The sequence below is a fragment of the Cupriavidus sp. GW821-FHT07C08 genome, from assembly GCF_059419025.1.
Map to the genome: position 1 here is coordinate 285,784 of NZ_JBWKQZ010000003.1, position 13,201 is coordinate 298,984.

At 68.4% G+C, this 13,201-nt stretch carries 14 protein-coding genes; 7 read left to right on the forward strand and 7 right to left on the reverse strand.

What is annotated here, in order from left to right; genetic code table 11:
- The first annotated feature begins 10 nt into the window (after positions 1-10).
- A complete protein-coding gene (locus AC07UK_RS06490; RefSeq protein ID WP_436222353.1) occupies positions 11-757 on the forward strand; it encodes an IclR family transcriptional regulator in 747 nt (248 codons plus the stop codon).
- Between the two features lie 35 nt (positions 758-792).
- Here AC07UK_RS06490 and msrA read toward each other — a convergent pair whose 3' ends face one another.
- The 5 genes from msrA to AC07UK_RS06515 all read right to left on the reverse strand — a co-directional run bounded on the left by msrA (position 793) and on the right by AC07UK_RS06515 (position 6,176).
- Positions 793-1,335: a peptide-methionine (S)-S-oxide reductase MsrA gene (gene msrA / locus AC07UK_RS06495; protein ID WP_436222354.1), complete on the reverse strand. Its 543-nt coding sequence runs from the start codon at positions 1,333-1,335 to the stop codon at positions 793-795.
- A gap of 78 nt (positions 1,336-1,413) precedes the next feature.
- Positions 1,414-2,949: a class I adenylate-forming enzyme family protein gene (locus AC07UK_RS06500; protein WP_436222355.1), complete on the reverse strand. Its 1,536-nt coding sequence runs from the start codon at positions 2,947-2,949 to the stop codon at positions 1,414-1,416.
- Positions 2,946-4,199: an acyl-CoA dehydrogenase family protein gene (locus AC07UK_RS06505; protein ID WP_494685984.1), complete on the reverse strand. Its 1,254-nt coding sequence runs from the start codon at positions 4,197-4,199 to the stop codon at positions 2,946-2,948. Before AC07UK_RS06505 ends, AC07UK_RS06500 begins: the two co-directional genes overlap by 4 nt.
- An 88-nt stretch (positions 4,200-4,287) precedes the next feature.
- Positions 4,288-5,109 (reverse strand): alpha/beta fold hydrolase, encoded by an 822-nt coding sequence (locus tag AC07UK_RS06510; protein ID WP_494685985.1) that lies wholly within the window; start codon positions 5,107-5,109, stop codon positions 4,288-4,290.
- Positions 5,106-6,176, reverse strand: coding sequence for a 2,5-dihydroxypyridine 5,6-dioxygenase NicX family protein (locus AC07UK_RS06515; RefSeq protein ID WP_494685986.1), 1,071 nt, complete (start codon positions 6,174-6,176; stop codon positions 5,106-5,108). Before AC07UK_RS06515 ends, AC07UK_RS06510 begins: the two co-directional genes overlap by 4 nt.
- Positions 6,177-6,335: 159 nt before the next feature.
- On the opposite strand from AC07UK_RS06515, the gene AC07UK_RS06520 reads away from it, so the two are divergent.
- Together AC07UK_RS06520 and AC07UK_RS06525 are read left to right on the forward strand one after the other, a co-directional pair.
- On the forward strand, positions 6,336-6,893 hold the full coding sequence (locus tag AC07UK_RS06520) for a flavin reductase family protein (RefSeq protein WP_013957607.1): 558 nt from the start codon (positions 6,336-6,338) through the stop codon (positions 6,891-6,893).
- A gap of 17 nt (positions 6,894-6,910) precedes the next feature.
- Positions 6,911-7,366 (forward strand): MarR family winged helix-turn-helix transcriptional regulator, encoded by a 456-nt coding sequence (locus AC07UK_RS06525; protein ID WP_114131884.1) that lies wholly within the window; start codon positions 6,911-6,913, stop codon positions 7,364-7,366.
- Here the strand turns inward: AC07UK_RS06525 and AC07UK_RS06530 are convergent.
- The gene (locus AC07UK_RS06530; protein WP_494685987.1) at positions 7,363-7,848 is read right to left on the reverse strand and encodes an Lrp/AsnC family transcriptional regulator; all 486 of its coding nucleotides are present in this window, start codon (positions 7,846-7,848) and stop codon (positions 7,363-7,365) included. The two genes, AC07UK_RS06525 and AC07UK_RS06530, sit on opposite strands and share 4 nt — an antisense overlap.
- A 158-nt stretch (positions 7,849-8,006) precedes the next feature.
- Between AC07UK_RS06530 and kynB the strand changes: the two genes are divergently transcribed.
- Genes kynB through kynA form a run of 3 tightly spaced genes read left to right on the forward strand, consistent with a single transcriptional unit; the run spans position 8,007 to position 10,850 of the window.
- Complete coding sequence (gene kynB / locus AC07UK_RS06535) at positions 8,007-8,657, forward strand: arylformamidase (protein WP_010813723.1); 651 nt, start codon at positions 8,007-8,009, stop codon at positions 8,655-8,657.
- Positions 8,658-8,692: 35 nt separating this feature from the next.
- Positions 8,693-9,949 (forward strand): kynureninase, encoded by a 1,257-nt coding sequence (gene kynU, locus AC07UK_RS06540; RefSeq protein WP_494685988.1) that lies wholly within the window; start codon positions 8,693-8,695, stop codon positions 9,947-9,949.
- Between the two features lie 13 nt (positions 9,950-9,962).
- Positions 9,963-10,850 (forward strand): tryptophan 2,3-dioxygenase, encoded by an 888-nt coding sequence (gene kynA, locus AC07UK_RS06545; RefSeq protein WP_494685989.1) that lies wholly within the window; start codon positions 9,963-9,965, stop codon positions 10,848-10,850.
- Positions 10,851-10,875: 25 nt separating this feature from the next.
- On the opposite strand, the gene AC07UK_RS06550 is transcribed toward kynA, so the two are convergent.
- Complete coding sequence (locus AC07UK_RS06550; RefSeq protein WP_436222362.1) at positions 10,876-11,685, reverse strand: IclR family transcriptional regulator; 810 nt, start codon at positions 11,683-11,685, stop codon at positions 10,876-10,878.
- A 248-nt stretch (positions 11,686-11,933) separates the two neighbouring features.
- Between AC07UK_RS06550 and AC07UK_RS06555 the strand changes: the two genes are divergently transcribed.
- Entirely contained in the window at positions 11,934-13,127 is a 1,194-nt protein-coding gene (locus tag AC07UK_RS06555) for an acyl-CoA dehydrogenase (protein ID WP_436222363.1), read from the forward strand.
- The last annotated feature ends 74 nt before the right edge of the window (positions 13,128-13,201 follow it).

The window sequence follows — 13,201 nt, forward strand, 5'->3', positions numbered from 1 at the left end:
GCACCTTCCCATGCCCACCAAGACCCCCTCGCCCGGCGGCGTGCAGAGCCTGTCCCGTGCCTTCGCCCTGCTCCGGCTGCTCGCCGAGCATCACGAGGCGGGACTGACCCTGCCCGAGCTCGCCGCGATAGCGGAGATCGACCGTACCACTGCGCACCGGATGGCGCGCTTCCTGGAATCCGCGGGGTATGTCGAGCGCGAGTCGGGGGGCAAGCGTTATCACCTGGGCACTGCCGCCATGGCGCTGGGCCTGCGCGCGATGAACCGGCCGCCGCCCAACAGCGCGCTGGTGAGCAAGATGAAGGCGCTGGCCCGGCTCACGGGCGACGCGGTGTTCCTGACCGTGCGCATCGGCGACCATGGGCACTGCCTGCATACCGAGGAAGGCAGCCACCGGATCAAGACCTTCCACTTGCTGACCGGCACTTCCCGCCTGCTGGGCCAGGGCACCGGCAGCATGGCGTTGCTGGCGAAGATGGACAACGAGGCGGTGCGTGCGCACTACGAGCGGCACCGCGCCGAGTACGCAGCCGGGGGCCTGAGCCTGCTCAGGCTGTTGCGCGGTGTAGAGCGCGCCCGCAAGCTGGGCTATGCGCTTGCGGGCGCGGAGGGGGTGGCAGGCGTGGGCATTGCACTGCCCCTGGAAATGGGCGCCGAGGCGGCCATCAGCATCATGTCGACTGCGTCGCGGATGCCCGCGGCGCGGCGGCATGAGATGGGGGCGATTGTCGGCGCGATGTTTGCGCAGGGAAGTTAGGGCCGGTTTCTGGCGCCGACCCAGGCGCCCAGTCCCTACTTCCTCAACTTCCCCCCAAACTGCTTTCGAAACTTGGCCAGTTTCGGCGAGATCACCAGGGCACAGTACCCCTGGCTCGGATTGTCCTGATAGTAGTTCTGGTGACTTGCCTCGGCGCGCCAGTACGGCTGCTCCGGCTCGACCTGCGTAACAATCGGCGCATCAAAAACCTTGGCCGCGGCCAGCTCCCGCATCACGTATTCCGCCGTGGCCCGCTGCGCCTCCGAATTCGTAAAGATCGCCGACCGGTACTGCGGCCCCACATCGTTACCCTGCCGGTCCGGCGTGGTCGGGTCGTGGATGGCAAAGAAGATCTCCAGGATCTGCCGAAAATTGATCACCGACGGATTGAAGGTGACACGCACCACCTCGACGTGCCCGGTATCCCCCTCGCAGACCTGCTGGTAAGTCGGGTGATCCACATGCCCGCCGGTATAACCGGACTCCACCGCCACCACGCCATCGACCTGCTGGAAAACCGCTTCGAGGCACCAGAAGCACCCGCCGCCCAGCGTGGCCGTTTCAAGTCCATGTTCCATTTGCGCCGCCCCCTTGCGTTGTCGTCTGTGGTGTCACGGCCTCAAGCATAAGCGCAGATTGGCGCCCTTGCAGCAGATTCAGCCAGGCTGGCGCTGCGCCTCCAGCATCGCGCGCAGTTGCGGCTTGAGCACCTTGCCCAGCGCGCTGCGCGGCAGGTCGTCCAGCAGCACCACCTCGCGCGGTAGCTTGAAGCGGGCAATGCGCATAGCCAGCAGTTCGCGCAGCGGCTCCGCCCCCAGCGCGTCGCGCGGCGCGCCCGGCGCGGGCACGATCACCGCCACCGGCACCTCGCCCCAGCGCGCATCGGCCACGCCGACGACCGCGCACTCCTGCACCCCGGGCAGGCCGACCAGCACATTCTCGATCTCGGCGGGATAGATGTTCTCGCCGCCCGAGATGATCATGTCCTTGCTGCGGCCGACGACTTCGATGCAGCCGCCGGCATCGCGGTGCGCGAGGTCGCCGGAATGGAACCAGCCGTCGGCCAGGCCGTTATCAGGCTGGTTCCAGTAGCCAGCCATCACGTTGGCGCCGCGCACCCACAGCTCGCCAACCTCGCCCGGCGCCACCTCGGCACCGTCCGGGCCGGCCAGCCGGACTTGCGCCTCCGGCTGCGGCCAGCCGGCATAGCCAGGCCGGGCCACCGCATCCTGCAGCTTCAGCACCACCGACACCGGACCGGTCTCGGTCGCGCCATAGACCTGCCCCAGCGGCACGCCGCGCGCATGGAAGGCCTCGATATACGACAGCGGGATGGTCGACGAACCTGCCATCACGCCGCGCAGCGCCGACAGGTCGGCCCCGGGCCAGCCGGGATGCTCAAGCACCGCGCGCAACGTGGCCGGCACCATCAGCGACAGGCTCGGCCGCGCCTGCGTGACCGCGCCAAGCCAGGCATCCGGCGCAAAGCGCTCGTGCAGCGTGACCTGCGCCCCGGCCAGCAGCGCCGGCAGCGTCTGGATGCACAGCCCGCCGACGTGGAACATCGGCAGCACCGACAACACGTGGTCGTCCGCGGTCATGCCGTGCGCCCACCAGCTGGCGCGCGCATTGGCCAGCAGCCCGGCCTGGGTATGCACCGCGCCCTTGGGCTTGCCGGTGGTGCCGGAGGTGTAGGCGAGCAGCAGCGGTGCATCGTCCGGCACCGGCGGATGGGTCACGCCGAACGGCGCGGGATGGTCGACCAGCCGGTCGAGATGCGCGACCTGGCAGCCGCCGCCAGCCTCCTGCGCTAGCCCTGCATGGCGCTCGTCATGGAACAGCGCGGCCAGTTGCGCGTGGGCGGCGATGGTACGCAGCTCCGCCGGCGCCAGCCGGTAGTTCAGCGGCACGAACATCGCCCCGACACGCGCGCAGGCGAACAGCAGCACCAGCTGCAGCTCGTGGTTCAGGCACAGCGTGCCGACGTGGTCGCCCGCGCGGATGCCCCACGTTGCTGCCAGGTGGGCGCTGGCACGCTCGACGCGCCGCCACAGCTTGCCGTAGGTGAAGGTGCGGCCCTGGTAGTGCAACGCCGGCCGCCCCGGCGCCGCGGCGGCATGGTCATGCAGCCTGGCCGGCAGCGCGCCCAGCCCGGCGGCGCCCGCGCGCATGGTGCGGCGGGTGGCGCTCATTCGTCGCGCTCGCCGGATTCGTACAGGGTCTCGCGCCCCATGCGGTCCAGGATCAGTTCGGCGGTCCAGGGCAGCATCAGCGCGCCGCAGCGCGAGTCGCGGTAGAGCCGCTCCAGCGGCAGGTCCTTGAGCATCGACTGCCCGCCGCAGGTGCGGATCGCCAGCCGGGCGATGTCGTTGGCCCCTTCCATCACGGTGTAGTGCGCGGCGTACAGGCGCAGGCGCTCGTCCTTGGTCGGATTGGGCTTCGCCTCATGAATCACGCGCCAGAAGAGCGAGCGCATGGTCTCCAGCTGGATGCGCATCTGCGCCACCGCGATCTGCTTGGTCGGGTACATGCGGCGCTTGACCGGCGGCTGGCCCGGCACCTCGCCGCGCAGGTACTGCACGGTGAAGTCGTAGGCGGCCTGGGCCACGCCCAGGTAGGTCGGCGACAGCGTGAAGAACATCGCCGGCCAGGTCTGCGCGGCACGGTAGTAGACGCCGCGCGGCATCAGCTGCTCATGGTCGGGCACGAACACGTCCTTGAGCAGCAGCGTGCGCGACACCGTGCCGCGCATGCCCATCGGGTCCCACTCGCCGGTCACGGTCAGCCCTTCCGCCTTGCCGGGCACGGCAATGTAGAGCGTGTCGCGCATGTCGGGATGCTGGTCGCCACGGTCCTCGGTGCACAGGATGCCGTAGTAGTCTGCCGCGCCCGACAGCGAGGCGAAGATCTTGCGCCCGTTCAGCACCCAGCCGCCCTCGACCTTGCGCGCGGTGGTGCCGAACGGCGCCTTGCCCGCGGCGGCGGCGGAGCCTTCGGAGAACGGCTGCGCATAGACCGCGCCGTCGCGCACCACGCGCGAGAAATGCAGCTCGCGCCGCGCTTCGTGCTCGGCGCGCTGGTCAGGCGTCATGTCGATGCCGTCGGACAGCACGCCGGTCCACATGATCGAGCAGATATGCATGTTGTACGTCAGCGCCGTGGCCCCGCAGAAGCGGCCGATCTCGGCGCCCACCATGCAGTAGGTGGCAAAGTCCGCGCCCTCGCCGCCGAACGCCCGCGGCACGCACAGGGCCAGCAGGCCGGCCTCGCGCAGGTCGGCATAGTTGGCGAAGGGGAAGCTGGCCTCGCGGTCCCAGGTGGCTGCGCGCTCGGCAAAGCGTTCGCGGCCCAGGCGGTTGGCCAGCGCCAGCAGGCGCGCTTGTTGCGGGGTGAAGTCCGCCGTACCGATGGCGGGAATGAAGTCGAGCTGTCCGGATGGCATGTCGCGGTCTCCTGTTTTCCTGCTCGCGCCGGATGCGGTCGCGGCGCGGCGGTGGTTCTTGTGTTGCGTTGCCGGGAAGCGGCATGGTTCAGTGCACGGGGAAGCGCCGCTGCAGGAAATCCAGCACCGCCTCGTTGAACAGCGCGGGGCGCTCCATGCAGGCCAGGTGGCCGACATCCGGCAGGCAGCGGTACTCGGCGCCCGGAATGCGCTGGGCCATGCGCTCCATCACCTCGGGCGCGGCATTGGTGTCGTGCTGCCCGGCCAGCGCCAGCACCGGCACCGCGATGCGCGGCAGCGCGTCGCGCTGGTTGAAGCGCACCAGCGCGCCCAGCGCCGCGCGGTAGGTGGGCGCCGGCACCGCCGCCATCACCGCCGTGGCAAAGGCCACGGCCTGTGGCTCGGCATCGGGCGCGACCATGGTGCGCACCAGCCCGGCGGCCATCTCTGCCATGGTCCTGCCGGCGTCCAGCGGCGCGGTGCGCGCTGCGATGAAGTCGCGCTGCCAGGGCCCGTCACCCTTGCCAAAGGCGGGCGAGGTGCCGGACAGCACCATGCCGTCGATCAGCGCGGGCGCGGCCGCGCAGGCTTGCTGCGCCACCATGCCGCCCATGCTGTGGCCCAGCAGCACCACGCGCCGGCCGGCGTCGCGCTCGGCCTGCAGCAGCGGCGCCAGCGCTTGCGCCAGCCCGTCGAAGTCATAGGGATCGATCAGGGTGCTGTCGCCGTAGCCGGGCATGTCCCAGGCCACGGCACGGTAGCCGGCCTGCGCCAGCGCCTCGCCCTGCGCGGGCCAGGCGGCCTTGCCGCCGCCGATGCCGTGCAGCATCGCCACCGCCACCGGGCCATCGCCCCAGGCCAGCGTGGCAATGCCATTGGCGTGGCATTGCATCGTCGCGCTCGCGCTCATGCCGCCACCTCCACCAGCGTGCCTGCTTCCACCTCGTTGCGGCCATCCAGCGATACCGTGCAGTTGCGCAGCGGCAGGTCGAAATGGCCCAGCGTATGCCGCCCGGCGACCTCGTTGGCGCCGGTCGAGAACAGGAAGTTGCCGGCAAACGCGCGCAGCTCGGTGCCGTTGCAGTCGCGCTTGTCGTAGAAGGTCATCGCGTCCCAGCGCGCCAGCCGGTTCAGGCCCCAGCCCACGTGCGAGACCGCGTACGCATCGCGCGTGCCCTCGCGGTCGGCCCAGGCCTGGTAGTAGCCGCGCATCATGTCGGCATCCACGCCCTGCCCCTCGACGCCGGCGATGTAGTCGTCCTCGATATGGCAGACCACGGTATCGCGCAGGTAGGTCTTGAAGGTCAGGTTGACGTCGCCCGGAGCCAGCACCAGCGTGCCGTTGACCTGGCGGCTGGCCGGGAACGCCAGGCACAGCCCGCCGGGCCAGTGCGAGACCTGGCCGGGCTTGCTGCAGAAGCCCCAGACCCCGCCCACGCGGGCGTCGGCCAGGCCGATGCGCAACTCGGTGCCGGCCGGCGAATGCACGCGCATCTCGCGCGCGCCGCGCAGGCGCTTCATGGCGGCGCGCACGGTGCCTTCCAGCGCCGGGTCGGGCTGGCAGCGTTCCAGGATCTCGGGATGTTCGTTGCTGACCATCAGCAGGCGCGGCACGATGCCGTCGGCGCCGCGCAGGATCAGCGGCAGTTCCGGCGCGTGCAGCAGGCCTTCCACCGTGCAATCCAGCACCAGGTGGCAGCGCGACAAGGCCGCCACCACCGGAGCGAGGCTCTGCAAGGCATCGCTGGCGCCGGTGGAGCGCACCGGCGCGGGCGCGCTAAGTGCGGGTGTCGGCACCTGGATGCGCACCGGGGTGGCACCCAGCGACTGCACGGCCAGCTCGGCCAAGGCCACGTTGACAGGGCGGGATTGCGACTCCGTTACAATTCCAACGACTTCCGCACCCTGCAGGGCACAGAGTTCCAGCGTGCGCCGGAACGCCGCCAGCCAGCGGTGTTCGATCTGCTCGATGAGCATGACGTTTGTCTCCTGCTTGTTGTATCGGCGGCAGTGCCCGCCTTGTTGTGTGCGCCAGCCCAGCGCCGCGGCCGCAAATAAGCGCACGGCCGGGCTTGAACTTGCTGCCCCTGGCGCGAATAATATATATGAAATTTCATGAACTCCAGCGGAGCCCCCATGGGCATGCCTGAGGCCCAGCCACAGATCGCCAGCGCCGCCGCACCAGATTTCGATGCGCAGCACTTCCGCCGCACCCTGTCGCAGTTCGCGACCGGGGTGACCGTGATCACTACGCGCGCCAGCGCCGAATCTGTCGCCGCCGGCGCGCCGCCGTTCATCGGCATCACCGCCAGTTCGTTCAATTCGGTGTCGCTGGATCCGCCGCTGGTGCTCTGGAGCATGGCCACGCGCGCCAACAGCCTGCCGATGTTCCGCGACGGCACGCACTACATCATCAACGTGCTGTCGGCCTCGCAGCTGGAGCTGTGCCAGCGCTTCGCCACCCTCAAGGGCGACCGTTTCGCCGGCGTCGACTACCGGCTCTCGGCCACCGGCCTGCCGATCCTGTCCAATGCGCTGGCCTGGTTCGAATGCCACAACCGCAGCCGCTACGACGAGGGCGACCACATCATCTTCGTGGGTGAAGTCGAGCGCTGCGGCGTGCTCGATGGCAGCGACGGCCCGCTGGTATTCCAGGGTGGCCAGTTCACTACCACCGCCCCCCTCGACCTCTGAACGGCACCGGGCCCATCATGGCGGACCTGCCCGCGCAATCCCCCCTGCCCTTTGTCGATGGCTACCTGGCCTACCTGCTGGCCCGCGCCAGCCACCTGATCTCGGGCGAATTCCACCGCGAAGTGGAAGCCAGCGGCCTGTCCGTGCAGGAATGGCGCGTGCTGGCCACGCTGGCCGACCGCCCCGACTGCACCATCGGCACGCTCGCCGAAATCACGCTGACCAAGCAGCCGACGCTGACCAAGCTGGTCGACCGCATGGCCGCCGACGGGCTGGTGACGCGCCGCGCCGGCCAGACCGACCGCCGCCAGGCTCTGATCTCCATCACTCCACGCGGCCTCGCGCTGGCGCAGCCGCTGCTGGCGCGCGCCGCCCAGCATGAGCGCGCAGTGCTGGACGACTTTGGCCCCCGCCAGGGTGCACTGCTCAAGGAAACCCTGCGGCAGTTGATCGCGCTGCATACGCAACGCTAGGCATCCTTCGCGCCCGCCTTCAGGATCGCCAGCGGCGAACTGTCCACCTTGATCCGCTGCAGCACGATATTCGAGCGGATGTCCATCACGCCCTTGGTGCGGTACAGCCGGTTCACGATGAAGTCCGAGTAGTGCTTCAGGTTGCGCGCCTGCACCCGCAGGATGTAGTTGCTGTCGCCGGTGATGATGTACGCCGACAGCACTTCCGGCCACGACTGCACCGCGGCGATAAAGGTGTCATGCCAGCCTTCCACGTCATGGCGCATCGAGACCTGCACGATCGCCTCCAGCTCCAGCCCGAGCTGCTCGGCGTCGAACCAGGCGCGGTAGCCGCCGATCACCCCTGACTCTTCCAGCAGGCGCACCCGCCGCAGGCATGCCGAAGGCGACAGCGCCACGCGGTCAGCCAGGTCCTGGTTGCTGATGCGGCCGTTCTCCTGCAGGCAGGTCAGGATGCGCAGATCGGTGGGATCGAGGTTCATTCGAATTTCCTTCGACAAATCATCAGTTCTTCGCATTTTATGCGAAAGATGACCGCATCAACGGTCCATTTAGCAAGCCTCTTGCCTCCAATTTTGACTATGATTTCCGACATCGAGGCAGACAACGACGGCGCCTTGCAAAGGCGCCGCGCACCCTTATGACCGCCCCCAATCAAGACCCGCGCCGGCTGTGGGACATCAGCCCGCCGCTCTCCCCCGCCACCCCGGTCTGGCCCGGCGACACGCCGTTCCAGCAGCAGCCGGCCTGGCAGATGGACGAGCACTGCCCGGTGAATGTCGGCCGCATCACCCTGTCGCCGCACACTGGCGCGCACGCCGACGCACCGCTGCACTACGCCGCCGACGGCGCGCCGATCGGCGCCGTGCCGCTCACGCCCTACCTCGGCACCTGCCGCGTGATCCATTGCATCGGCGCCTCGCCGGTGGTCGAGCCGCGCCATATCGAACACGCGCTGGCCGGCCTGCCGCCGCGCGTGCTGCTGCGCACCTACCGGCAGGCGCCGCTGGCGCAGTGGGACCCGCACTTCTGCGCGGTCGCGGCCGAGACCATCGCGCTGCTGGCCGCGCACGGCGTGCAGCTGGTGGGCATCGACACCCCATCGCTGGACCCGCAGGAATCCAAGACCATGGACGCGCACAACGCCGTGCGCAGGCACGGTCTGGCCATCCTGGAAGGCATCGTGCTGGACGAGGTCGATGCCGGCGACTACGAACTGATCGCGCTGCCGCTGCGCTTTGCCGGGCTCGACGCCAGCCCGGTGCGCGCGGTGCTGCGCAGCCTTGACTGAACCACTCCCGAACAACCCCTGGCCAATCCCACGACATGACGACATTTGACCGCGAGCACTGTATCCGGCTCGATCAGCAAGACCCGCTGCGCCTGCTGCGCGACCAGTTCGCGCTTCCCGAGGGCGTGATCTACCTCGACGGCAACTCGCTGGGCGCCCGCCCGCGCGCCGCCGCCGCGCGCGCCGCCCAGGTGGTGGCCGAAGAATGGGGCGAGGGCCTGATCCGCAGCTGGAACACCGCCGGCTGGTTCGAGCTGCCGCAGCGGCTGGGTAACAAGCTGGCCCCGCTGGTCGGCGCGGGCCAGGATGAAGTGGTGGTGACCGACACCACCTCGATCAACCTGTTCAAGGTGCTGGCCGCGGCGCTGCGCGTGCAGCAGACGCGCGACCCGGCGCGCAAGGTGATCGTGTCGGAGGCCAGCAACTTCCCCACCGACCTGTACATCGCGCAGGGCCTGGCCGACCTGCTGCAGCAGGGCTATTCGCTGCGCCTGGTCAATTCGCCGGCCGAGATCGACGCCGCCGTGGGTGCCGACACCGCCGTGCTGATGCTCACCCACGTCAACTACAAGACCGGCGAGATGCTGGACATGGCCGCGCTGACCGAGCTGGCCCATGCCCGCGGCGCGCTCACGGTGTGGGACCTGTGCCACTCCGCCGGCGCCGTGCCGGTCAACCTGAAGGCGGCCGGGGCCGACTACGCCATCGGCTGCACCTACAAGTACCTGAACGGCGGCCCGGGCTCGCCCGCCTTCGTCTGGGTCGCGCCCGCACTGCGCGATGCCTTCTGGCAGCCGCTGTCGGGCTGGTGGGGCCACGCCGCGCCGTTCGCGATGGATCCGCAGTATCGCCCGGTGGAAGGCGTGCGCCGCTTCCTGTGCGGCACGCAGCCGGTGACTTCGCTGGCGATGGTCGAATGCGGCCTGGACATCTTCGCCCAGACCACTATGCAGGTGCTGCGCGCCAAGTCACTGCTGCTGACCGACTTGTTCATCGAACTGGTGGAAGCCCGTTGCGGCCACCACCCGCTGACGCTGGTCACCCCGCGCGAGCACGCGCGCCGCGGCAGCCAGGTCAGCCTGGAACATCCGGAAGGCTATGCGCTGGTGCAGGCCCTGATCGAGCGCGGCGTGATCGGCGACTACCGCGAGCCGCGCATCGCCCGCTTTGGCTTCACGCCGCTGTACACCAGCTTCACCGAGGTGTGGGATGCTGTGGAAATCCTGCGCGATGTGCTGGACAGCGGCGCCTATCGCGACGCGCGCTTCCAGACGCGCGGCCAGGTCACCTGATCGGGAGCGCATCATGAGTGAATTCAAGGGATGCCCTTTTTCCGGCGCTGGCGGCACCGCAGGCCAGGCTGCGCCGCAAGGTGACAACTGGCACGGTGCGCAGATGGATTTCGCCAAGGACATGAGCTACGGCGACTATCTCGGCCTGGACCAGATCCTGAACGCGCAGCACCCGCTGTCGCCGGACCACAACGAGATGCTGTTTATCGTGCAGCACCAGACCACCGAGCTGTGGATGAAGCTGATGCTGCACGAGCTGCGCGCCGCGCGCGAGTCGGTCAAGACCGACAGCCTGCCGCCGGCGTTCAAGATGCTGACGCGGGTGTCGCGCATCATGGACCAGCTGGTGCAGGCGTGGAACGTGCTGGCGACGATGACGCCGCCGGAATACTCGGCGATGCGGCCCTACCTGGGCATGTCGTCAGGCTTCCAGTCGTACCAGTACCGCGAGATCGAGTTCATCCTCGGCAACAAGAACGCTGCCATGCTGAAGCCGCATGCGCACCGGCCGGAGCATTTGGCGCTGGTGGAAACCGCGCTGAAGACGCCGTCGCTGTATGACGAGGCGATCCGGTTGATGGCGCGGCGCGGCTTTGCCATCGATGCGGACTGCGTCGAACGGGACTGGACCCAGCCCACCGCGTATAACGCTTCGGTCGAGGCCGCCTGGCTGGAGGTCTATCGCAATCCCGGCGCGCACTGGGAACTGTATGAACTGGGCGAGAAGTTTGTCGACCTGGAAGATGCGTTCCGGCAATGGCGCTTCCGGCATGTGACCACGGTTGAGCGGGTGATTGGCTTCAAGCGTGGTACCGGCGGCACGGAAGGCGTCAGCTATCTGCGCAAGATGCTGGATGTGGTGTTGTTTCCGGAATTGTGGAAGCTGCGCACGGACCTGTAACACCTGCGCACGTCGGACCTGGCCGTCAGCCCGCCGGGTCCGACAGCCTTGCCGCCAGCGCCCGCAACGCCGGCGCCAGCGTCTGGTGGAACACCGCCTCATCCACCGCCCCATAGGAAGCACTGCAGCTCAGCATGTGCAACTCCTTCTCCCCCACCGGCCGGAACGCCACCGCACAGGCATGGATGGCCGGATGCCAGTCGCGGAACGACGCCGCATAGCCGCGCTGCTGCGCCTCGGCCAGGGCCGCGCGCGTGGCCGTCTCCTGCTGCTTCCACTGCTCGGGGAACGCCTGGCTGAACTCAGCCATGACCCGCTCGCGCCGCGCCGCCGGCAGCGCGGCCAGGTACGCGCGCCCCATCGAACTCGATACCAGCGACAGCCGCGAGCCCACGCCCAGCCCCAGCATCACGCCCGCATCGTTGCGGATCGATTCCAGGTAGATCACTTCCATGCGCTCGCGCTTGCCCAGCGAGACCGAGACCCCGTATGACTGGGCGAACGCCAGCATATGCGGCCGCGCCAGCGACACCACGTCTGACGCCGACAGGTAGGCATAGCCCAGCGCCAGCACGCCGGCATCGAGCGCGTACTTGCCCAGGCTCTCGTCGTAGCGCAGGTAACCCAGCTGCACCAGCGTGCCGGCCAGCCGGCTCACCGTGGCCTTGGGGAAGCCGGTGCGGCGCACGAAGTCCTGGTTGCCGAGCATCGCCTCGCCGGTGCGGAAGCAGCGCATCAGCTCCAGCCCGCGCGCCAGGGCGGTGACGAAGTTGGGATCGCTGTCGCGCACCGGCGCGGGCGGCGCGGCATCGGGAGAAAGTGACGGACTGGTCAAGGGCGGCTCCTCTCAGGTCGGCGGTTGTCCGCTCATCGCACAAAGGCATGGGTGTCGGGGGTTTTGCCTGTTGCACGGCAAAGCCATTGCGATATACTAATTCAACGGAACACAGTTCCGCAATGCGGAACCACAAAAACCCTCCGCGAAGATCACCGAACCCGTCATGATTCCCGGAAGCGCCGGTGCGGCAAGCGACCATTCGCCCCGCCCCCGATGCTTCCCCCGCGCTACCGAAGGAGACCTGCATGGCTGCCAACGCCGAATTCCACTGGGCCGACCCCCTGCTGCTGGACCAGCAACTGACCGCCGAAGAACGCATGGTGCGTGACGCCGCCGCGGCGTACAGCCAGGACAAGCTGATGCCGCGCGTGCTGATGTCGTTCCGCAATGAAAAGACCGATATCGAGATCTTCCGCGAGATGGGCGAACTCGGCCTGCTCGGCCCGACCATCCCAGAGCAATACGGCGGCCCCGGGCTGAACTACGTCAGCTACGGCCTGATCGCGCGTGAAGTCGAGCGCGTCGATTCCGGCTACCGCTCGATGATGAGCGTGCAGTCGTCGCTGGTGATGGTTCCGATCTACGAATTCGGCACCGAAGCGCAGAAGCAGAAGTACCTGCCCAAGCTGGCCACCGGCGAATGGATCGGCTGCTTCGGCCTGACCGAGCCGAACCACGGCTCCGACCCGGGCTCGATGGTCACCCGCGCCAGGAAGGTCGACGGCGGCTATGAGCTGACCGGCGCCAAGATGTGGATCACCAACTCGCCGATCGCCGACGTGTTCGTGGTCTGGGCCAAGCTGCAGGGCGATAACGGCAAGGACGAGATCCGCGGCTTTATCCTGGAAAAGGGCTGGAAGGGCCTGTCGGCACCGGCCATCCACGGCAAGGTCGGCCTGCGCACCTCGATCACCGGCGAAATCGTGCTGGATCAGGTGTTCGTGCCGGAAGAGAACATCATGCCGGGCGTGAGCGGCCTGAAGGGCCCGTTCACGTGCCTGAACTCGGCCCGCTACGGCATCGCCTGGGGCGCGCTGGGCGCCGCCGAATTCTGCTGGCACACCGCGCGCCAGTACACGCTGGACCGCAAGCAGTTCGGCCGTCCGCTGGCCGCCACGCAGCTGGTGCAGAAGAAGCTGGCCGACATGCAGACCGAGATCACGCTGGGCCTGCAAGGCTGCCTGCGCCTGGGCCGCATGAAGGACGAAGGCACCGCCGCGGTGGAAATCACCTCGATCATGAAGCGCAACTCGTGCGGCAAGTCGCTCGACATCGCCCGCGTGGCGCGCGACATGCTGGGCGGCAACGGCATCTCGGATGAGTTCGGCGTGATCCGCCACGTGGTGAACCTGGAGGTGGTCAACACCTATGAAGGCACCCACGACATCCACGCCCTGATCCTCGGCCGCGCCCAGACCGGCCTGCAGGCCTTCTTCTGATCGCCATCCGCGACTTGCGCACAGGCTCTCCGCAATAAAAAGGCCCGGCTGCAAAGCCGGGCCAAGCACACTAC

Bases quoted from the DNA above. Each gene is read 5' to 3' on its own strand.
- kynU (WP_494685988.1), top strand. From the start codon at position 8,693: ATGACGACATTTGACCGCGAGCACTGTATCCGGCTCGATCAGCAAGAC.
- AC07UK_RS06520 (WP_013957607.1), top strand. From the start codon at position 6,336: ATGGGCATGCCTGAGGCCCAGCCACAGATCGCCAGCGCCGCCGCACCA.
- AC07UK_RS06500 (WP_436222355.1), bottom strand. From the start codon at position 2,949: ATGAGCGCCACCCGCCGCACCATGCGCGCGGGCGCCGCCGGGCTGGGC.
- AC07UK_RS06530 (WP_494685987.1), bottom strand. From the start codon at position 7,848: ATGAACCTCGATCCCACCGATCTGCGCATCCTGACCTGCCTGCAGGAG.
- AC07UK_RS06515 (WP_494685986.1), bottom strand. From the start codon at position 6,176: ATGCTCATCGAGCAGATCGAACACCGCTGGCTGGCGGCGTTCCGGCGC.
- kynB (WP_010813723.1), top strand. From the start codon at position 8,007: ATGACCGCCCCCAATCAAGACCCGCGCCGGCTGTGGGACATCAGCCCG.
- AC07UK_RS06555 (WP_436222363.1), top strand. From the start codon at position 11,934: ATGGCTGCCAACGCCGAATTCCACTGGGCCGACCCCCTGCTGCTGGAC.
- AC07UK_RS06525 (WP_114131884.1), top strand. From the start codon at position 6,911: ATGGCGGACCTGCCCGCGCAATCCCCCCTGCCCTTTGTCGATGGCTAC.
- AC07UK_RS06490 (WP_436222353.1), top strand. From the start codon at position 11: ATGCCCACCAAGACCCCCTCGCCCGGCGGCGTGCAGAGCCTGTCCCGT.
- AC07UK_RS06505 (WP_494685984.1), bottom strand. From the start codon at position 4,199: ATGCCATCCGGACAGCTCGACTTCATTCCCGCCATCGGTACGGCGGAC.
- AC07UK_RS06510 (WP_494685985.1), bottom strand. From the start codon at position 5,109: ATGAGCGCGAGCGCGACGATGCAATGCCACGCCAATGGCATTGCCACG.
- kynA (WP_494685989.1), top strand. From the start codon at position 9,963: ATGAGTGAATTCAAGGGATGCCCTTTTTCCGGCGCTGGCGGCACCGCA.
- msrA (WP_436222354.1), bottom strand. From the start codon at position 1,335: ATGGAACATGGACTTGAAACGGCCACGCTGGGCGGCGGGTGCTTCTGG.